The following is a 19,059-nucleotide window of genomic DNA, read 5'->3' on the forward strand; positions in this document are numbered from 1 at the left end:
ATCTTAAAAACTAAAGTCAAAAGATCGCAGCCTGCGGCAGCTCCTACAGGGGACCGCGTTATGGGGTACGGTTACGCCGCGTCTCGATGATGTTCGGCAACTGCGAAATCCGCCCCAGCAAGCGCCCCAGCGCATCCAGTCCCGGGATCTCGATGGTCAGGGACATCAGCGCGGTGTTGTCCTCTTTGTTCGAACGGGTGTTGACCGCCAGCACGTTGATGCGCTCGTTGAGCAGCACCTGCGAGACGTCGCGCAGCAGACCGGAACGGTCGTAGGCGCGGATGACGATGTCCACCGGATAGGTGAGCACCGGCACCGGGCCCCAGCTGACCTGGATGATCCGCTCCGGCTCGCGGCCGGCCAGTTGCAGCACCGAGGCGCAGTCCTGACGGTGGATGCTCACGCCGCGGCCCTGGGTGATGTAACCGACAATCGCGTCGCCCGGCAGCGGCTGGCAGCAGCCAGCCATCTGCGTCATCAGGTTGCCGACGCCCTGGATCTGGATATCGCCGCGCTTGCCCGGCTTGTAGCCGGTGGCCTTGCGCGGGATCAACTCCAGCTGTTCGTTGCCGCGTTCCGGTTCGACCAGTTGCTGCGCCAGGTTGACCAGTTGCGCCAGACGCAAATCGCCGGCACCGAGGGCGGCGAACATGTCTTCGGCGGTTTTCATGTTGGCCTTATCGGCCAGCTTTTCGAAATCCACCGCCGGCAGACCGAGGCGATTGAGTTCGCGTTCGATCAGGGTTTTACCGGCCGCCACGTTCTGGTCACGGGCCTGCAGCTTGAACCAGTGAACGATCTTCGCCCGCGCCCGCGACGTCGTGACGTAACCCAGGTTCGGGTTCAGCCAGTCGCGGCTCGGCGTACCGTGCTTGCTGGTGATGATCTCGACCTGTTCACCCGTCTGCAAGCTGTAGTTGAGCGGCACGATCCGGCCGTTGATCTTCGCGCCACGGCAGTTGTGACCGATTTCGGTGTGCACGCGGTAGGCGAAGTCCAGCGGCGTTGCGCCTTTGGGCAAGTCGATGGCGTGGCCGTCGGGGGTGAAGATGTAGACCCGGTCCGGTTCGATATCGACCCGCAGCTGTTCGGCCAGGCCGCCGATATCGCCCAGCTCTTCGTGCCACTCGAGCACCTGCCGCAGCCAGGAGATTTTCTCTTCGTAGTGGTTGGAGCCGGACTTGACGTCGGTGCCCTTGTAGCGCCAGTGCGCGCACACGCCGAGCTCGGCTTCCTCGTGCATGGCGTGGGTGCGGATCTGCACCTCCAGCACCTTGCCCTCCGGACCGATCACGGCGGTGTGCAGCGAGCGGTAGCCGTTCTCTTTCGGGTTGGCAATGTAGTCGTCGAATTCTTTCGGAATGTGCCGCCACAGGGTGTGGACGATGCCGAGCGCGGTGTAGCAATCGCGCATTTCCGGCACCAGCACGCGCACGGCGCGCACGTCGTAGATCTGACTGAATTCCAGACCCTTGCGCTGCATTTTGCGCCAGATCGAATAGATGTGTTTGGCCCGGCCGCTGATGTCGGCGTCGACGCCGGTGGCCTGCAATTCGTCCTTGAGCTGGGTCATCACGTCGCTGATGAATCGCTCACGGTCCAGCCGCCGCTCGTGGAGCAGTTTGGCGATCTGTTTGTATTGATCCGGTTCCAGGTAACGGAAGGACAAATCCTCCAGTTCCCACTTGATATGACCGATGCCGAGGCGGTGCGCGAGCGGCGCATAAATGTCGAAGACTTCCCGGGCGACGCGGTTGCGCTTCTCGTCGTCGGCGGTTTTCACCGCGCGGATCGCACAGGTGCGCTCGGCAAGCTTGATCAGTGCGACGCGTACGTCATCGACCATCGCCACCAGCATCTTGCGCAGGTTTTCCACCTGGCCCTGCGTCCCCATCACCATCGACTGACGCGGGCTGAGACTGGCACTGATCGCCGCCATGCGCTGCACGCCGTCGATCAGCTTGGCCACCACCGGGCCGAAACGCTGACTGACCGCCGCGAGCTCGATCTGGCCTTCGCGGACGCCACGGTACAACACCGCCGCGACCAGTGAGTCCTGATCGAGCTTGAGGTCGGCGAGGATCTCGGCGATCTCAAGACCGGTACTGAAACTGCCGCTGCCCTCGGCCCACAGATTCTTCGCGGCGTTGGACTGCTGTTCGGCCTCGCGAGCGAACTCGCAGGCTTCTTTCAAGGCTTCGCGATCCAGTGCCATGTCGACACTGACCGCATGATCGAGCCAAGCCTCGAGATTGATACTGCCGTCAGTGTTGATCGGCTGGTGTGCTCTCACCTGTACCATCTTGCTTTACCTTCCCTACGACGCAGATTCAATGCGTCAAATCGCTGGCCTTCATTGCCCGTTTGCACTCGCGGGGCTAAAGCGAGCGCTATGCGGACAGACCAGACGGATCAGACGAGCCATCCTGGCTCGCTTCAAATAACGCCATGGCTTCGACATGCGCCGTCTGAGGAAACATATCGAGAATCCCGGCACGTTTTAACCGGTAGCCCTGCTTGATCAATTCGACCGTATCGCGCGCCAGAGTTGCAGGGTTGCACGACACATAAACCAACCGCTCGGCACCCAGGGTCGCGAGCTTGCGCACCACCTCGAAAGCACCGTCACGCGGTGGGTCCAAGAGTACCGCAGAAAAGCCGTTTCCGATCCACTGAGCATCGGTCAAAGGCTGGGATAAATCGGCTTGAAAAAACTTTGTGTTATGCAAATTGTTGCTAGCGGCGTTCGCGGCGGCGCGGTCGACCATGGTCTGCACGCCCTCCACCGCCACCACTTCGCGCACGCTTTCGGCCAGCGGCAAGGCGAAGTTACCCAAGCCGCAGAACAGATCCAGCACGCGCTCGTCGGCGCGCGGTTTCAGCCATTCCAACGCCTGCGCCACCATCGCCTCGTTGACCCCGGCGTTGACCTGGATGAAATCCCCCGGCCGCCAGGCCAGGTCCAGATCCCACTGCTCCAGGCGATAGCCCAGCGACTGCGTGGCATCGACCGGTTGCGGTTCGCCTTCGCCATGCAGCCACAACTGCGCTTCATGGAACTGGCAGAACTCCTTGAGAATCGTCAGATCCGCTTCGGACAACGGCGCCATGTGCCGCAACAGCACGGCCAGCGATGAACCGCTGAACAACTCGACATGGCCCAGCGCCTGCGGCTTGCTCAAACGGCGGAGCATCTCCGGCAAACGGGTCATGATCGGTTGCAAAGGCTGTACCAGCACCGGGCATTCGCTGATCGCGACGATGTCCTGGCTGCCGGCAGCACGGAACCCGACTTCGAGTTTTTTCGCCTTCATGTCCCAGCGCACGGCGATCCGCGCGCGACGGCGATAGCCGAACTCCGGACCGCTCAATGGCGCGGCCCATTCGTCTGGCGCGACGCCTGCGACCTTCAATAACTGCTCGGCGAGCATGCGCTGTTTCAGGGCAAGCTGTTCGTTGTGGGGCAAGTGTTGCACGCTGCAACCGCCGCAGCGGCCGGCGTGCTGACAGGCTGCCGGACGGCGCAATTCGCTGGCCTTGAATACGCGCTCGGTGCGCGCCTCGACCACTTTGCCGTGGGTGCCGAGCACCCGCGCCTCGACCTCTTCACCCGCCAGGGCGCCGAGGACGAACCAGGTACGGCCTTCGAAAAACGCGATGCCACGACCGTCATTGGCCAGACGCTCGATGTTCAAGCGCTGCTTTTTGCCGGTCGGGATTTGCGCGGCCTTGCTGCCGCCGGTGGGCTGGAAGCGCAGGCCTCTCTCGTGCTTGGCCATCAGTTGGGCGCGTCGAAAATGCCGGTCGACAGGTAACGGTCGCCACGGTCACAGATGATCGCAACGATCACCGCGTTTTCAACTTCTTTGGACAGGCGCAGCATCGCTGCCACCGCACCGCCCGAGGACACGCCACAGAAGATGCCTTCTTCGCGAGCCAGACGCCGGGTGACGTCCTCGGCTTCGCTTTGCGCCATGTCGACGATGCGGTCGACGCGGTCGGCCTGATAGATCTTCGGCAGGTATTCCTGCGGCCAGCGACGGATGCCGGGAATGGCCGAGCCTTCCATCGGTTGCAGGCCGACGATCTGCACGCTGTCGCTCTGCTCTTTCAAGTAGCGCGACACGCCCATGATGGTGCCGGTGGTGCCCATCGAACTGACGAAATGGGTGATGGTGCCCTGGGTCTGACGCCAGATTTCCGGGCCGGTGGTGGTGTAGTGCGCTTCAGGATTGTCGCCGTTGGCGAACTGATCGAGCACCTTGCCACGGCCTTCGGCTTCCATCCGCTGAGCGAGATCGCGAGCGCCTTCCATGCCCTCTTCCTGGCTGACCAGAATCAGCTCGGCACCATAGGCGGTCATCGCCGCCTTGCGTTCGGCGCTGGAGTTGTCCGGCATGATCAGGATCATCTTGTAACCCTTGATCGCGGCGGCCATGGCCAGCGCAATGCCGGTGTTGCCCGAGGTCGCTTCGATCAGCGTATCGCCGGCGTGGATCTGCCCACGCAGTTCGGCACGGGTGATCATCGACAGCGCCGGACGGTCCTTGACCGAACCCGCCGGGTTGTTCCCTTCGAGCTTGAGCAATAGGGTGTTGCTGGTGGCACCGGGCAGGCGCTGCAAACGCACCAGCGGAGTGTTGCCGACGCAATCGGCGATGGTTGGGTACTGCAGGGTCATGGCGTATTCGCAATCCAGACGTGCGGGGGCGCCTATCATACCGGCAAACCTGCGCAGGCCATATCACGCAAAGTGCGGTGCTTATGGTTTCTGGGAATAAGCAGCCATTAGTCGCTATTTTCTGTGTGTGCCGTATCCAGTGCATAAAACTCATGCAACTTGGCCTGCAGCAATTGCTTATCCGGCAGACAGGTTTGATATTCCGCTATCAATGCGGGCGAAAGACTGCGATTGAGTGCGTACTCGACGACCTCATCTTCCTTGCTTGCACACAGCAGGACACCGATGGCCGGGCTTTCGTGAGGCTTGCGGACATTGCGATCCAGCGCCTCCAAATAGAAATCCAGCTTGCCTAGGTATTCCGGCTCAAAACGGCCGACCTTGAGTTCAATGGCTACCAGGCAGTTAAGCCCTCGGTGGAAAAACAGAAGATCAAGAGAGAAATCCCGACCGCCGACCTGCAATGGATATTCGGAACCGACAAAGCAGAAGTCGCGACCAAGTTCGATCAGGAATTCCTTGAGGCGAGATAGCAGACCTTGGTGCAGATCGGTTTCAGAATGAGCGCCGGGCAGATCGAGAAATTCGACCATGTAGGAATCACGGAATATCTCGAGAGCTTCGGGGTGTGTTTGCTGCAATGCCGCGGAGGCTCTTGCCGGGTCGGTGACGCTTCGCTCAAACAAAGCTGCTTTGAGCTGCCGCTCCAGCTCACGTCTCGACCATTGCTCTCGAACGGCCATTCGTACGTAGAACTCGCGCTCCTCTGGTCGTTTGCATTGGCTGAAAATGGTCAAATTGTGCGACCAGGACAATTGTCGCACCAGTGGTGCGACTTTTTCTTCGGCGTGATAAAGCTCATAAAACTGGCGCATACGAAACAAGTTCGAACGAGTAAAACCTCGCAATCCCGGTTGTGTCAGAGCCAAATGTTCGGCCAATTGGCCCACCACGGAATCCCCCCACTCCGCCTGCTCAATCTTTCGACTGATGTGCGCCCCCACCTGCCAATAAAGCTCAATCAGTTGAGTATTGACCGCCTGCATGGCCTGATGTCTGGAACGGTGAATCAGCGCGAGCACTTCGTTGAAGCGTTCGCCATCGGGGCTGCTGATAAGGCTGGATACAGTCATGCACAATTCCTTGAAGATCAGGGGGAAGCACGAGCCTAACCCCTTCAGGAAGCTTGAAATGACCGCCGATGCAGCTTGGGAAATGTCGTACAAAAAAAGGCGAGTGCTCCGGCAAGCCATCAGGATTGGCCACCCGAATGGACTACATCGCGAGCAGGCTCAATCCTACAGGAGATCTGTGTTGTTCACACAATCTGCGGCGAACACGATTCCAATGCAGGAGTGAGCCTGCTCGCGATGGCGTCAGCCGGAGCGACACCGTCATCGGCAATCAGTCGCAAATTCAAGCGCAACCCCGCCCCGCCATTCTCCGCCCACAACATCCCGCCCTGACGCTGCACCGCATTGCGCGCAATGCTTAAACCCAGGCCAAACCCGCCATCGCCCGGGCGCGAGCCGTCGAGTCGGGTGAATGGCGAGAAGATCCGTTGCAGATCACCCTCGGCCACGCCGCCGCCCTGATCTTCCAGCCACAAATGCCAGTCATCGCCATCACGTCGTCCATCGAGGCGAACAATGCCGCCCTCGGGCGAATGACGAATGGCATTGCGCAAAATGTTTTCCAGCGCCTGCGCCAAGGTGTTGAGGTTGCCGCGCACCCAGCACGACGACGGCACGGCGCACTGCAATTGCAGGCTCGGCCAGCCGCTTTCATAGCAGGCATTGTCGGTGAGCATTTCCCACAGCGCCTGAATCTGGATCGCTTCGTCCGCCAGGGGCGCGCGCTCGGTGTCGAGCCAGGCCAGTTGCAGAGTGTCTTCGACCAGCCGTTGCATGCCGTCGACTTCACGGCCGATGCGCTCGCGCAGTTGCACCAGATCCTGTTCACTTTCACTGGCCACCCGCAGCCGGCTCAGCGGCGTGCGCAGTTCATGGGACAGGTCGCGCAGCAACTGCTGTTGCAGGGCGACGGTGGATTGCAGGCGCTCGGACATCGAGTCGAAGGCCCGCGCCAGCTCACCGAGTTCATCCGGGCGCTGGGTGATGCCACTCGACAGGCGCACATTCAATTGATCGGCGCGCCAGGCGTTGGCCTGCTCACGCAAGTTGTTCAGCGGCACCACCAGCAAGCGATACAGGCCGACGCACAGCAACAAGGTGAACAGCCCCGGAATCACGCCGTTGGTGATCACCCGCCAGAACACCCGGTATTTCCCCGGCAGGAAGCGCTCCGGCAGCTCGATCACCAGACTGCCGGAGGACGGGTCATTGGGAAACGGCACGCGCAGCCACGGTCGGCTTTTCTTGTGAATCGGCCAGTCGAGGCCGCGCAGAAAGGTCAGGTGCTGAATTTCCTGTTCATTCAGCGGATCACTGCTCAACGACTGCAAATTGCGGTCGATCACCCCGACCCACCCTGCCTCGCGCAGCTCCATGCTCTGTAGCCAGTGATCGACCCCGTCGCGTGCGCTGCGCTGCCACGCTCGCTCGGCTTCGGCGGCATAACGGCTCAGGGTGCCGCGCGCCTCATCGGAGAGGAACTGATTGCGCTCCTCCATGTAGCGCCCCCACGACCAGCTCAGCCAGATCATCAGCAGACAGAACGCCACCAGCAGGCACGCCAGCTTCCAGAACAGCGAATGCCGCCCCGGCAGATCAGAGACTTTCATCGGCCGCACTCAGCACATAGCCCTTGCCCCACACTGTGCGCACTTCCCGCTCGGTGTAACCGATGGCCTTGAGTTTGCGGCGGATCTGGCTGATGTGCATGTCGAGGCTGCGGTCGTGGGCCGCGTAGCCCCGTTGCAGCACGTGCTGATAAAGGAAGGCCTTGCTCAGCACTTCCTCGTCATTGCGATTGAGGGTTTCCAGCAAGCGGTATTCGCTGCGGGTCAGGCCGGCAGCCTGCTGGTTATAGAAGACGTCGCACTGTTCATCGTCGAAACGCAGCGCGCCGCTGATCGCGGGCGGCGCAATCGCTGCCGGGCTCCGATCCAGTGCCACCCGCCGCAGGATCGCCTCGATCCGCACATGCAGTTCGGCCATGCTGAACGGCTTGGGCAGGTAATCGTCGGCCCCCAGGCGGAAGCCGCTGATGCGGTCCGCCTCGGCGCCCAGGGCCGACATCAGCAGCACCGGCGTCGAATGGCTCTGGCGTAATTGGGTCAGCACCTTCAGGCCATCGAGCCCCGGCAACAGAATGTCCATCAGCACCACGTCGAACGGCTGGTGGCGGGCGATGTTCAGACCGTCCTGCCCGTTCTGGCACCAGGTCACCGCAAAGCCGCTGCGGCCCAGATGCTCGTGAACGTAGGCGCCCAGGACCGGGTCGTCCTCGATGGCAAGAATGCGTGGCGGGTCGGCGGAGACAAGCGTCATGAGTATCTGCAAATAATTCTCAGTTGAGCGATTATTCAAGATTGCCCGCCATCGGGCAACCCAAGGTTGACCCGCCGGACAAACGCGCCCGCCGCCGCCGACCGATGCCGAGATGATTTTTCCGGAGATTGCCTGCCTGCAAATCGCTACACTGCGCCAATGTCGCGTGCCGGACGCACGTGCGAGTCAACAGTTCAGCGGGATGCAGGAGATGGGTGTGCTCAAGAAACTGGGAATCAAAGGTCGCGTATTGTTGCTGACCCTGTTGCCGACCAGCCTGATGGCGTTGGTGCTCGGTGGCTATTTCACCTGGATGCAACAGTCCGACCTGCAGACCCAGTTGATGCAGCGCGGCGAGATGATCGCCGAACAACTGGCCCCGCTGGTGGCGCCCGCCATGGGCCATGGCAACACCGATCTGCTGGAGCGCATCGCCACCCAGTCCCTCGAACAGCCCGACGTGCGCGCCGTCACCTTCCTCGCCCCCGACCACACACCCCTGGCGCACGCCGGCCCGACCATGCTCAATCAGGCGCCCAGCGGCGACAGTGCGCAATTGCAACGGCGCAGTGGCAATGACGCCACCCGTTACCTGATGCCGGTGTTCGGCAAGCATCGCAATCTCGCCGGTGACCTGATCCCGGAAGAATCCGACCGTTTGCTCGGCTGGGTCGAACTGGAGCTGTCGCACAACGGCATGCTGCTGCGCGGTTACCGCAGTCTGTTTGCCAGCCTGCTGTTGATTGCCGCTGGCCTTGCCGGCGCCGCCCTGCTCGCGTTGCGCATGGGCCGCACGATCAACCGCCCGCTGAGCCAGATCAAACACGCCGTCGCCCAGCTCAAGGACGGTCATCTGGAAACCCGTCTGCCACCCCTCGGCAGTCAGGAGCTGGACGAGTTGGCCTCCGGTATCAACCGCATGGCCGGCACCCTGCAGAACGCCCGCGAAGAACTGCAACACAGCGTCGATCAGGCCACCGAAGACGTGCGCCAGAACCTGGAAACCATCGAAATCCAGAACATCGAGCTGGACCTGGCGCGCAAAGAAGCGCTGGAGGCGAGTCGGATCAAATCCGAGTTCCTCGCCAACATGAGCCACGAGATCCGCACACCGCTCAACGGCATTCTCGGTTTCACGCACCTGTTGCAGAAAAGCGAACTGACCCCGCGCCAGCTCGACTATCTGGGCACCATCGAAAAGTCCGCCGACAGCCTGCTGGGGATCATCAACGAGATCCTCGATTTCTCGAAGATCGAGGCCGGCAAACTGGTGCTCGACCATATTCCATTCAACCTGCGCGACCTGTTGCAGGACACCCTGACGATTCTGGCGCCGGCGGCCCATGCCAAGCAATTGGAGCTGGTGAGTCTGGTGTACCGCGACACGCCGCTGTCGCTGGTGGGCGATCCGCTGCGCCTGAAGCAGATCCTCACCAACCTGGTCAGCAATGCGATCAAGTTCACCCGCGAAGGCACCATCGTCGCCCGCGCGATGCTCGAAGAAGAACACGAAGACAGCGTGCAACTGCGCATCAGCATTCAGGACACCGGCATCGGCTTGTCGAGTCAGGATGTGCGCGCGTTGTTCCAGGCCTTCAGTCAGGCCGACAACTCGCTGTCGCGCCAGCCCGGCGGCACCGGTCTGGGCCTGGTGATTTCCAAGCGTCTGATCGAACAGATGGGCGGCGAGATCGGCGTCGACAGCACCCCGGGCGAAGGTTCGGAATTCTGGATCAGCCTGAGCCTGCCGAAAGCCCGCGACGACACCGAAGACCTGCCGGGCCCGCCGCTGCTCGGGCGTCGGGTGGCGGTGCTGGAAAATCACGAACTGGCGCGTCAGGCACTGCAGCATCAACTGGAAGACTGTGGCCTCGACGTCACACCGTTCAACACCCTGGAAAGCCTGACCAATGGCGTCACCGGCGCGCACCAGACCGATCAGGCAATCGACCTCGCCGTGCTCGGCATCACCAGCAACGACATGCTCCCGGAACGCCTGAACCAGCACATCTGGGACCTGGAACACCTCGGCTGCAAAGTGCTGGTGTTGTGCCCGACCACTGAACAGACGTTGTTCCATCTCTCGGTGCCCAACCCGCACAGTCAGTTGCAGGCGAAACCGGCCTGCACGCGCAAACTGCGTCGGGCCCTGGCGGATCTGGCCAACCCGCGCCAGCCACGCAACGAACCGGGCGAACCGCTATCGAGCCGCGCACCGAAAGTGCTGTGTGTCGACGACAACCCGGCCAACCTGTTGCTGGTGCAGACGCTGCTCGAAGACATGGGCGCCAAGGTTCTGGCCGTGGAAAGCGGCTATGCGGCGGTCAAAGCGGTGCAGAGCGAATCTTTCGATCTGGTGCTGATGGACGTGCAGATGCCCGGCATGGACGGGCGCCAGACCACGGAAACCATCCGCCAGTGGGAAAGCGAACGGCATTGCACGCCGCTGCCGATCGTCGCCCTCACCGCCCACGCCATGGCCAACGAGAAACGCGCCTTGCTGCAAAGCGGTATGGACGACTACCTGACCAAGCCGATCAGCGAGCGGCAACTGGCGCAAGTGGTGCTGAAGTGGACCGGTCTGGCGCTGCGCAATCAAGGTCCGGAGCGGGTCAATGACAGCGCGACCGGCAACAATGAACTGCCGGTACTCGACCACGAAGAAGGCCTGCGCCTGGCCGCCGGCAAGGCCGATCTGGCGGCAGACATGCTGGCAATGCTGCTCGCTTCGCTGGAGGCCGACCGCGAAGCGATTCGCGCCGCTTGTGAAAGCCGTGACCAGAATGCGCTGATCGAGCGCGTGCATCGCCTGCACGGTGCGACCCGGTATTGCGGCGTACCGCAATTGCGCGCGGCCTGTCAGCGCAGTGAAACCCTGCTCAAACAGGGTGACCCGAAAGCGGTAGCGGCGCTGGAAGAACTGGAGCGGGCCATCAATCGCCTCGCGGCACAGGCCAGGATCAGCGCCTGATCCACGGCAATGTCGCCCTCGCTGTCCCACGCTACAGTGAGGACGGGTCAACACTGACTCGTCACCCTGCGCCAAGGAGGAATGCATGCGCACGATCGTTTTCAGCAGCCAGACCTACGACCGCGACAGTTTCCTCGCCGCCGACTGCCCGGCCGCTATCGAGCTGCACTTTCAGCCGGCCCGGCTCAGCCTCGATACGGCCGCTTTGGCCGAGCAGCACGAGGTGGTCTGCGCCTTCATCAACGATGACCTCAGTGCGCCGGTGCTGGAGCGCCTCGCCGCCGGCGGTACACAGCTGATCGCCCTGCGCTCGGCGGGCTACAACCATGTCGATCTGGTCGCGGCAAAACGCCTCGGGCTGGCCGTGGTGCGGGTCCCGGCCTACTCGCCGCATGCCGTGGCCGAACATGCCGTGGCGCTGATTCTGGCGCTCAACCGGCGCCTGCACCGTGCCTACAACCGCACCCGCGAAGGTGATTTCAGCCTGCACGGCCTGACCGGTTTCGATCTGGTGGGCAAGACCGTCGGCATCGTCGGCACCGGACAGATCGGCGCCACGTTCGCGAAAATCATGCACGGTTTCGGTTGTGAGTTGCTGGCCTGCGACCCGTATCCAAACCCTGAGGTCGTGGCGTTGGGCGCGCGCTATCTGAGCCTGCCGGAGCTGCTCGCGCAGTCGCGGATCATCAGCCTGCACTGCCCGCTCAACGCGCAGAGCAAACACTTGATCAACCGTGAATCACTGGCGCTTCTGCAACCGGGGGCGATGCTGATCAACACCGGTCGCGGCGGTCTGGTGGACACGCCAGCGCTGATCGACGCCTTGAAGGACGGTCAACTGGGCTATCTGGGACTGGATGTCTATGAAGAAGAGGCGCAGCTGTTTTTCGAGGATCGCTCCGACCTGCCGTTGCAGGACGATGTGCTGGCGCGGTTGCTGACGTTCCCGAACGTGATCATCACCGCGCATCAGGCATTTCTGACCCATGAAGCCTTGGGCGCGATTGCCGCGACCACCCTGCACAACATCGCGACCTGGGCCGCAGGCGCGCCGCAGAACCAGGTCGAAGGTTGAAGAATTGCCGGTTTACTTCGGCGACAACGAAGACGCCAGGATCAGCAACGCCAGCCAGCCAAAACCGAAAAAGCGCTGCTTCATCGAGTGACCATTACGCAGCAGGAACCAGACGAAGACCATCGGCAACAGAAACACCATGATCTTCAACCAGCCTTCCACCGGACGCGAGCCGTCGGCGTTGGGCTGAAGTTGAGGGGCTGGCGCGGCTTGCCGACGGCGGCGACCGACCGCGGCCGGTGACACTCTCGGCGCCGGTTCGGCAGCCGGTGGCGGGACAAAAGCCTCGGGCACGGATTTGTTACGCGGCAGGCTGCCGAACGAAATCGTTGTAGCTGCTGGCGCCGGGCTGTGCTCGTGCTGCTGCGCCATCGGAGCACCACAATGAATGCACGCCTTGACTTCCGAGCTGATGCTCCGCTTGCATTCATAACATTCAATCAGCGCCATGTTCCGTTCCCTCAGAGTGAAGGGCGGCAGTTTGCCATGAGCGCCGGCCGATTTGAACCGGATCGAAGGTCGCACGCGTACGCCATCCTGCAATCAAGCCCGTGCTAGCATGTCGCGCATATTTGGAGGACCCATGGTCGAACACGATTTCCGCTACACCCTGATGAACCCGCAACACACCCTCACCGAATGCCGCGCCCTCGTACCGGGCCGCTATCAGGTCACCGGCAATGGTGGCTCGATTCGCAACGGTGACGTCCTGTTGGTCACCCTCAAAGGCAGCAAGGACTTGTCCATGCGCCTGACCGTCGACACCGTGCGCCACCTGATCAATCCGCCAGGCCAATGGACCGCGATGACCACCGGCCCGGTATTCGGCGAACTGGCGATCCACACCTGGCAGGTCAACTGCGACAGCTGCGCCAAAGAGCTGAACTTCGAGTTCGCGGTCGATGCCAAGCTGGGCAAGACCGCCGAGAAACCGGCCGCCACGGCGCGCATCGCCGAGCTGGGCTGGAAAGCCGTCGGCGACAAGCACCTGTGCCCGAAATGCCAGGAGCCTGCGTGATGAAACGCCTTGCCCTGCCACTGTTGGTCGGTGCCGCTCTGGTGGGCTGCGCCGCAGAGCCTGTGCAATTGCAGCAGAACCGCAGCTACATTCTGGAATGGATCGGCGAGCGGCCATTGATGGATTACAGCCACCTGACCGTGACCCTCGGCGACGATGGTCGCGCTTACGGCAATGGCGGCTGCAACCACTGGTTCGCGCCGTACACCCTCGAGGGCGACAAGCTGAGCTTCGGCCCGATCGGCAAGACCCGCAAGCTCTGCGCACCGGCGCTGATGGAGCAGGAACAACGCTTCCTGCAGGCGCTGCAAGGTGTCGAACGCTGGGACATCTCGCCGATCGAGCAGATGCGTTTCTGGCCGGCTGAAGGCAAGCCGCTGCGCTGGTGGCTGGAAGAGGGCTGATCGTTCAGCCGCAAAAAAGATCGCCGCCTCCGGCAGCTCCTGAAAGGTTATGTGTACACCTGTAGAAGCTGCCGAAGGCTGCGATCTTTTTTCATCCTCGACTCACTTTGTAGCCTGCAACGCCTCCAGCTTCGCCATCACCCCCGCCGCCGTCTGCTCGCCCATCAACTGTTCGCGCACCTTGCCCTTGTTGTCGATGATGTAGGTCACCGGCAAGGCCTCACTGCGCGGCAGGTCGAACAGGTCGGCCGGATCCTGCGCCAGCACGGTGAATTTGATGCCCAGTTTCTCGCTGGCAGATTTCAGATCCTCGCCTTGCACGTTGTCGAAGTTGACCCCGAACACACCGATGTTCTTGCCTTTCAACTCGTCCGCCAGATGATTGAGTTCTGGAATTTCCGTGCGGCACGGGCCGCACCATTCGGCCCAGTAATTGAGCACTACCCACTGTTTGTCCAGGCGCTCGGACGCGACTTTCTGACCGTTCTGGTCAATGCCGTAGTCGTTCCCGCAGCCCCCCAGCATCAACGCCCCGATTATCGTCAATGCCGCTGCCAATCGCCGTGTCATGTCATGTTCCCTGGTCATAAATTGAATGCGCCTGCGACCCATCGCCTCTGAAGGTTCTGGATTGCGCGCTGCACAGTTAGAATAGCCGCCACTTTACGCCAGAAGCGACCCGCCATGACCGATCTGACGCTTTATCACAATCCGCGCTGCTCGAAATCCCGCGGTGCGCTGGAACTTCTTGAAGCCCGCGGCCTGTCCCCGACCGTGGTGCGCTACCTGGAAACCCCGCTGGACGCCGCGCAGATCAAGGCCTTGCTCGGCAAGCTGAACATCAGCGCGCGGCAATTGCTGCGCACCGGAGAAGATGAATACAAAATGCTTCAGTTGGCCGACCCGAGCCTCAACGAAGCACAGCTGATCGCCGCCATCGCCGAGCACCCGAAACTGATGGAACGGCCGATTCTCGAAGTCGGCGACAAGGCCGTGATCGGTCGTCCGCCGGAGCAGATTCTGGAGTTGCTGCCGTGAGCGCGCCGTACATTCTGGTGCTGTATTACAGCCGCAGCGGCTCGACCAACGAGATGGCCCGGCAGATTGCCCGCGGTGTCGAACAGGCCGGCCTCGAAGCGCGTCTGCGTACCGTGCCGGCGATCTCCACCGAGTGTGAAGCCGTGGCCCCGGACATTCCCGATGAAGGCGCGCTCTACGCCACCCTCGATGACCTGAAGAACTGCGCCGGCCTGGCCCTCGGCAGCCCGACCCGTTTCGGCAACATGGCCGCGCCGCTCAAGTATTTCCTCGACGGCACCAGCAACCTGTGGCTGACCGGCGCTCTGGTCGGCAAACCGGCCGGCGTGTTCACTTCCACCGCCAGCCTGCACGGCGGCCAGGAAACCACCCTGCTGTCGATGATGCTGCCGCTGCTGCACCACGGCATGCTGATCACCGGCCTGCCGTACAGCGAGTCGGCGCTGCTGGAAACCCAGGGCGGCGGTACGCCTTATGGCGCCAGCCACCACGCCGGGGCTGACGGCAAAAGCGGCCTGGACGCCCACGAAGTGGCGCTGTGTCGCGCACTCGGCCTGCGTCTGGCCAAGACCGCGCAAAAACTGGAGGGCTGAGGGTGGCGAAGAAGCCGAAAGTCCTGCCCTCCGTCGAGTGGCTCGAACCCCGCGTCAAGGCGATGCGGATCATCAGCCTGCTGTGCTTCTTCGGCCTCGCCGGGCTGCTCGCCGCTTACTACCTGGTGTTCGCCGACCTGCACGGCGCCCGACCGTGGGTGATTCTGCTGGTCGAGCTGATCCCGTGGATCGTCCTCGCGCCAGCGATGATCATGGGCAGCGCCCGCGGGCACTCGTGGATGTGCTTTGTGGTGAACCTGTATTTCATCAAGGGCGCACTGGCAGCCTATGACCCGAGCCGGCAGCTGTTTGGCGTATTGGAGATGGTCGCGAGCCTGGCGCTGTTCTGCTCGGCGCTGCTGTATGTGCGGTGGCGGTATCAGTTGAATCGCAAGCTGGCGGGTGAAGGCGAAGTCTCCGTCGCCTGATAGAAAAAGATCGCAGCCTTCGGTGTGCCTACAGTTGGAATGCGTTCCCTGTAGGAACTGCCGAAAAGGCTGCGATCTTTTAGCTATTCAATGATTGACGGTGTAAGCCAGCATCATCGAAATCTGGCTCATCGGCCGCCCGCCGCTCTGTTCATGCCACTGGTTGAACGCATTCTGCACAATCGCCAGATCACGCAAACTGGTCGGTGCCTTATCGACGATCTTCTGTGCATTCAGCGCCGCGACCACGTCATAGCTCGGCACGAACGTGTCCTTGCCGACCATGCGCAGAAAGCGTGGCGCCGATAGACCGCCCAACTGATGCCCGTGCTTTTTCAGGTAGGTCCACAGACCGACGATGTCAGTCACCGGCCAGTCGGCGATCAGCGCGCCGAAACTGCCCTTCTCTTTCTCGACATCGAGGATGAACTGCGCATTGCGCGGCACGCTCTTGAGCTTGCCCAGGTGCCGGATGATCCGCGCGTCCTGCATCAGGCGTTCAAGGTGTTCGGCGCTCATCAGCACGACTTTTTCCGGGTCGAACTTGAAGAACACTTCTTCGAAGGCCGGCCACTTGGCGTCCACCAGACTGTGCTTGAGCCCGGCGCGGAAGACGCGCAGGGCCATGGTCGAGAGGTAACGATCGTCGCTGATCTTGCGCAATTGTGCCGGGGTCTTGGGAACGGGCAGATGGGCTTCCAGTTCAGCCGCCGAACCGAAGCGGTTCAGACAGTATTCGTGCAGCCACTTGTAATCGCGCATGCCCTCTCCCGGGAATTGAAACGAAGAAACTATTGTAGGAGTGAGCCTGCTCGCGATTGCGGTGTGTCATCCAACAATGATGCTGATAGACACACCGCAATCGCGAGCAGGCTCACTCCTACAGGTGGTGATTAGAGGTTTACGACGTTAACGAAGCGCGAAGCCGCCGTCTCGTCGATCTTCAGGCTGGTGAAATCGAACAGGTTGCGGTCGGCCAGTTGTGACGGCACCACGTTCTGCAGGCTGCGGAAGATGCTTTCGGTACGCCCCGGGGTCTTGCGCTCCCAGTCCTGAAGCATTTCCTTGACCACCTGACGCTGCAGGTTTTCCTGCGAACCGCAGAGGTTGCACGGGATGATCGGGAATTCCCTGAAGTCCGAGTAGGCCTGGATGTCTTTCTCGTTGCAGTAGGCCAACGGGCGGATCACCACGTTGCGCCCATCATCGGCGCGCAGCTTCGGCGGCATCGCCTTGAGCGTACCGTTGAAGAACATGTTGAGGAAGAACGTCTCGACGATGTCGTCGCGGTGATGACCGAGAGCCATTTTGGTCGCGCCGATTTCGTCGGCGAAGGTGTACAGCGTGCCGCGACGCAGGCGCGAGCACAGCGAGCAGGTGGTCTTGCCTTCCGGCACCAGCTCTTTGACCACCGAGTAGGTGTCCTTTTCGACGATGTGGTACTCGACGCCCAGCTCTTTGAGGTAGGCCGGCAGCACGTGCTCGGGGAAGCCTGGCTGCTTCTGGTCCATGTTCACGGCGACGATCTCGAACTTGATCGGTGCAACCTTCTGCAGGTGCATCAGCACGTCGAGCATGGTGTAGCTGTCCTTGCCCCCGGACAGGCAGACCATGACCTTGTCGCCGTCTTCAATCATGTTGAAATCGGCGACCGCTTCGCCGGCCAGGCGGCGCAGGCGCTTTTGCAGTTTGTTCTGGTTGACCGTAAGAGTGCCCATGACGCGAAATCCGTGAGGTGTGACGAAAGGTCGGCATTTTACGCAAAAACCTGGCGTGGGCGAAGCATACCGAACGGTCGCATTCTGAAATGCATATTCATGTAGGAGCTGCCGAAGGCTGCGATCTTTTGATTGTGATTTTTTAAAACAAGATCAAAAGATCGCAGCCTTCGGCAGCCTACAGGATCGGAAGTCCGATCACTCAAGACTGTACGGCGATTAAGTCTTGTGTTTACAGCGCGATTTGCTCTAAGCCCCTATCACCTGTGTGGTCTAGCCCTTTCTATACTGCGACATAAGGTCGCACACATCTGAAGACCTGTATTTGCTCGGCCACCTTGGCCCGTAGGCGCTCCGTTGGGGGGCGATGGCAATAACAAGAGGAGTGACTGGCATGATCCATCACGTAGTGGGACTTTTTACCCACCCCGATCAGGAATGGAAGGAAATCCGTGGCGACCAAGAGGAAAGCATCAGCCACATGTACCTGACGCACACGCTGATCCTGGCGGCTATTCCGGCCGTTTCGGCATTTATCGGCACCACGCAGGTCGGCTGGGTGATCGGCAACCGCGCACCGGTGATGCTGACCTTTGAAAGCGCACTGTGGATGACCGTGATGTCGTACCTGGCGATGCTCGGCGGGGTCGCGGTCATGGGCGCCTTCGTGCACTGGATGGCGCGCACCTATGACGCCAACCCGAGCCTGGCCCGTTGCGTGGCGTTCGCCACCTACACCGCGACGCCGTTGTTCGTCGGCGGGCTGGCAGCGCTGTATCCGCACATGTGGCTGGGGATGATCGTCGGCACGGCGGCCATCTGCTACACGGTGTATCTGCTGTACGTGGGGCTGCCGACGTTCATGAACATTCCGTCGGACGAAGGTTTTCTGTTTTCCAGCTCAGTGCTCGCGGTCGGTCTGGTGGTGCTGGTGGCCATCATGGCGTTCACCGTGATTGTCTGGGGCCTCGGCGTGGGGCCGGTGTATACCAACTGACATGATTCCCCCCCGAGAAAAACAAGATCTGCCAACACAGGCCGCCGCAAGGCGGCCTTCTCGTTTGGCGGATGACCATTCGGCAGGTCAGCGATTCGCAAGTCCGGGAGGTTGCGGCATACTCGACGTCTCTGGAGATCCATCAAGCATGCCCGAGCAACTCAATACCCGCGTCGAAGACTGTTACCAACTCGCTGAAGCCTTTTTCAAACGTCATTTCCAACGCCCCGTCGTCAGCCTCAAGCTGCGCGGGCAAAAAGCCGGTGTCGCGCATCTGCACGAGAACCTGCTGCGCTTCAACCCGCAGCTGTACCGGGAAAACACCGAACACTTCCTCAAACAGACCGTGGCCCACGAAGTCGCGCACCTGATCGCCCATCAACTGTTCGGCGACCGCATCCAGCCGCACGGCGAGGAGTGGCAACTGATCATGCGCGGGGTCTATGAGCTGCCGCCGGATCGCTGCCACACCTACGCCATCAAACGCCGCAGCGTGACACGCTACATCTACAAATGCCCGTGCGCCGACAGTGACTTTCCGTTTTCGGCGCAGCGCCACAGCCTGGTGCGCCAGGGGCGACGGTATTTGTGCCGCCGATGCCGCAATACCTTGGTGTTCAGTGGTGAGATGCGGGTGGAATAGCCGGTTTTTGTGTGGCCCCGACTGGCCCCATCGCGAGCAGG

Annotated in this window: 19 protein-coding genes; 9 read left to right on the plus strand and 10 right to left on the minus strand. The window is 61.5% G+C overall.

Features of this window, described 5'->3' with window-relative positions:
* Positions 1 to 58: 58 nt before the first annotated feature.
* From relA to NN484_RS22255, 6 genes are all read right to left on the minus strand, one after another.
* A complete protein-coding gene (gene relA / locus NN484_RS22230; protein ID WP_127652303.1) occupies positions 59 to 2,302 on the minus strand; it encodes a GTP diphosphokinase in 2,244 nt (747 codons plus the stop codon).
* Positions 2,303 to 2,390: 88 nt separating this feature from the next.
* Positions 2,391 to 3,779 carry a 23S rRNA (uracil(1939)-C(5))-methyltransferase RlmD gene (gene rlmD, locus NN484_RS22235; RefSeq protein WP_274657910.1) on the minus strand — a complete coding sequence of 463 codons (1,389 nt, stop codon included), beginning with the start codon at positions 3,777 to 3,779 and terminating at the stop codon, positions 2,391 to 2,393.
* Positions 3,779 to 4,681, minus strand: a complete 903-nt coding sequence (gene cysM / locus NN484_RS22240) for a cysteine synthase CysM (protein WP_026000780.1) — start codon at positions 4,679 to 4,681, stop codon at positions 3,779 to 3,781. The genes rlmD and cysM overlap by 1 nt, the downstream gene beginning before the upstream one ends.
* A 107-nt stretch (positions 4,682 to 4,788) precedes the next feature.
* Complete coding sequence (locus NN484_RS22245; protein ID WP_274657911.1) at positions 4,789 to 5,814, minus strand: PDDEXK nuclease domain-containing protein; 1,026 nt, start codon at positions 5,812 to 5,814, stop codon at positions 4,789 to 4,791.
* Positions 5,815 to 5,999: 185 nt separating this feature from the next.
* Positions 6,000 to 7,424 carry a sensor histidine kinase gene (locus tag NN484_RS22250; protein WP_215502092.1) on the minus strand — a complete coding sequence of 475 codons (1,425 nt, stop codon included), beginning with the start codon at positions 7,422 to 7,424 and terminating at the stop codon, positions 6,000 to 6,002.
* Positions 7,411 to 8,133, minus strand: coding sequence for a response regulator transcription factor (locus NN484_RS22255; protein WP_215502093.1), 723 nt, complete (start codon positions 8,131 to 8,133; stop codon positions 7,411 to 7,413). Before NN484_RS22255 ends, NN484_RS22250 begins: the two co-directional genes overlap by 14 nt.
* A 217-nt stretch (positions 8,134 to 8,350) precedes the next feature.
* Here NN484_RS22255 and NN484_RS22260 point away from each other — a divergent pair, with 217 nt between their 5' ends.
* Both NN484_RS22260 and NN484_RS22265 read left to right on the plus strand, forming a co-directional pair.
* Positions 8,351 to 11,104 carry a response regulator gene (locus NN484_RS22260; protein WP_127652308.1) on the plus strand — a complete coding sequence of 918 codons (2,754 nt, stop codon included), beginning with the start codon at positions 8,351 to 8,353 and terminating at the stop codon, positions 11,102 to 11,104.
* Between the two features lie 85 nt (positions 11,105 to 11,189).
* A complete protein-coding gene (locus tag NN484_RS22265; protein ID WP_274657912.1) occupies positions 11,190 to 12,179 on the plus strand; it encodes a 2-hydroxyacid dehydrogenase in 990 nt (329 codons plus the stop codon).
* 12 nt (positions 12,180 to 12,191) lie between these two features.
* On the opposite strand, the gene NN484_RS22270 is transcribed toward NN484_RS22265, so the two are convergent.
* Positions 12,192 to 12,629, minus strand: coding sequence for a hypothetical protein (locus NN484_RS22270; protein ID WP_274657913.1), 438 nt, complete (start codon positions 12,627 to 12,629; stop codon positions 12,192 to 12,194).
* 133 nt (positions 12,630 to 12,762) lie between these two features.
* Here NN484_RS22270 and NN484_RS22275 point away from each other — a divergent pair, with 133 nt between their 5' ends.
* Positions 12,763 to 13,197, plus strand: coding sequence for a hypothetical protein (locus NN484_RS22275; RefSeq protein WP_025112952.1), 435 nt, complete (start codon positions 12,763 to 12,765; stop codon positions 13,195 to 13,197).
* Positions 13,197 to 13,601, plus strand: a complete 405-nt coding sequence (locus NN484_RS22280; RefSeq protein ID WP_098965082.1) for an META domain-containing protein — start codon at positions 13,197 to 13,199, stop codon at positions 13,599 to 13,601. Before NN484_RS22275 ends, NN484_RS22280 begins: the two co-directional genes overlap by 1 nt.
* 102 nt (positions 13,602 to 13,703) lie before the next feature.
* Here the strand turns inward: NN484_RS22280 and NN484_RS22285 are convergent, their stop codons facing one another.
* The gene (locus NN484_RS22285) at positions 13,704 to 14,171 is read right to left on the minus strand and encodes a TlpA disulfide reductase family protein (protein WP_007968708.1); all 468 of its coding nucleotides are present in this window, start codon (positions 14,169 to 14,171) and stop codon (positions 13,704 to 13,706) included.
* Between the two features lie 114 nt (positions 14,172 to 14,285).
* On the opposite strand from NN484_RS22285, the gene arsC reads away from it, so the two are divergent.
* The 3 genes from arsC to NN484_RS22300 are packed head-to-tail and all read left to right on the plus strand — an operon-like array spanning position 14,286 to position 15,660.
* Positions 14,286 to 14,639: an arsenate reductase (glutaredoxin) gene (gene arsC, locus NN484_RS22290; RefSeq protein ID WP_215502095.1), complete on the plus strand. Its 354-nt coding sequence runs from the start codon at positions 14,286 to 14,288 to the stop codon at positions 14,637 to 14,639.
* The gene (gene wrbA / locus NN484_RS22295) at positions 14,636 to 15,232 is read left to right on the plus strand and encodes an NAD(P)H:quinone oxidoreductase (protein ID WP_127652312.1); all 597 of its coding nucleotides are present in this window, start codon (positions 14,636 to 14,638) and stop codon (positions 15,230 to 15,232) included. Before arsC ends, wrbA begins: the two co-directional genes overlap by 4 nt.
* A gap of 2 nt (positions 15,233 to 15,234) precedes the next feature.
* Positions 15,235 to 15,660 carry a DUF2069 domain-containing protein gene (locus NN484_RS22300; protein ID WP_123466921.1) on the plus strand — a complete coding sequence of 142 codons (426 nt, stop codon included), beginning with the start codon at positions 15,235 to 15,237 and terminating at the stop codon, positions 15,658 to 15,660.
* An 87-nt stretch (positions 15,661 to 15,747) separates the two neighbouring features.
* Here the strand turns inward: NN484_RS22300 and NN484_RS22305 are convergent, their stop codons facing one another.
* Together NN484_RS22305 and ttcA are read right to left on the minus strand one after the other, a co-directional pair.
* Entirely contained in the window at positions 15,748 to 16,422 is a 675-nt protein-coding gene (locus tag NN484_RS22305; protein WP_102354186.1) for a DNA-3-methyladenine glycosylase I, read from the minus strand.
* Between the two features lie 131 nt (positions 16,423 to 16,553).
* Entirely contained in the window at positions 16,554 to 17,378 is an 825-nt protein-coding gene (gene ttcA, locus NN484_RS22310) for a tRNA 2-thiocytidine(32) synthetase TtcA (protein WP_274657914.1), read from the minus strand.
* A 394-nt stretch (positions 17,379 to 17,772) separates the two neighbouring features.
* On the opposite strand from ttcA, the gene NN484_RS22315 reads away from it, so the two are divergent.
* Together NN484_RS22315 and NN484_RS22320 are read left to right on the plus strand one after the other, a co-directional pair.
* Positions 17,773 to 18,375 carry a Yip1 family protein gene (locus NN484_RS22315; RefSeq protein ID WP_047599701.1) on the plus strand — a complete coding sequence of 201 codons (603 nt, stop codon included), beginning with the start codon at positions 17,773 to 17,775 and terminating at the stop codon, positions 18,373 to 18,375.
* 148 nt (positions 18,376 to 18,523) lie between these two features.
* Positions 18,524 to 19,018: a SprT family zinc-dependent metalloprotease gene (locus NN484_RS22320; RefSeq protein WP_003227192.1), complete on the plus strand. Its 495-nt coding sequence runs from the start codon at positions 18,524 to 18,526 to the stop codon at positions 19,016 to 19,018.
* Positions 19,019 to 19,059 lie beyond the last annotated feature (41 nt).

This window comes from Pseudomonas serboccidentalis, from assembly GCF_028830055.1.
Classification (GTDB): domain Bacteria; phylum Pseudomonadota; class Gammaproteobacteria; order Pseudomonadales; family Pseudomonadaceae; genus Aquipseudomonas; species Aquipseudomonas serboccidentalis.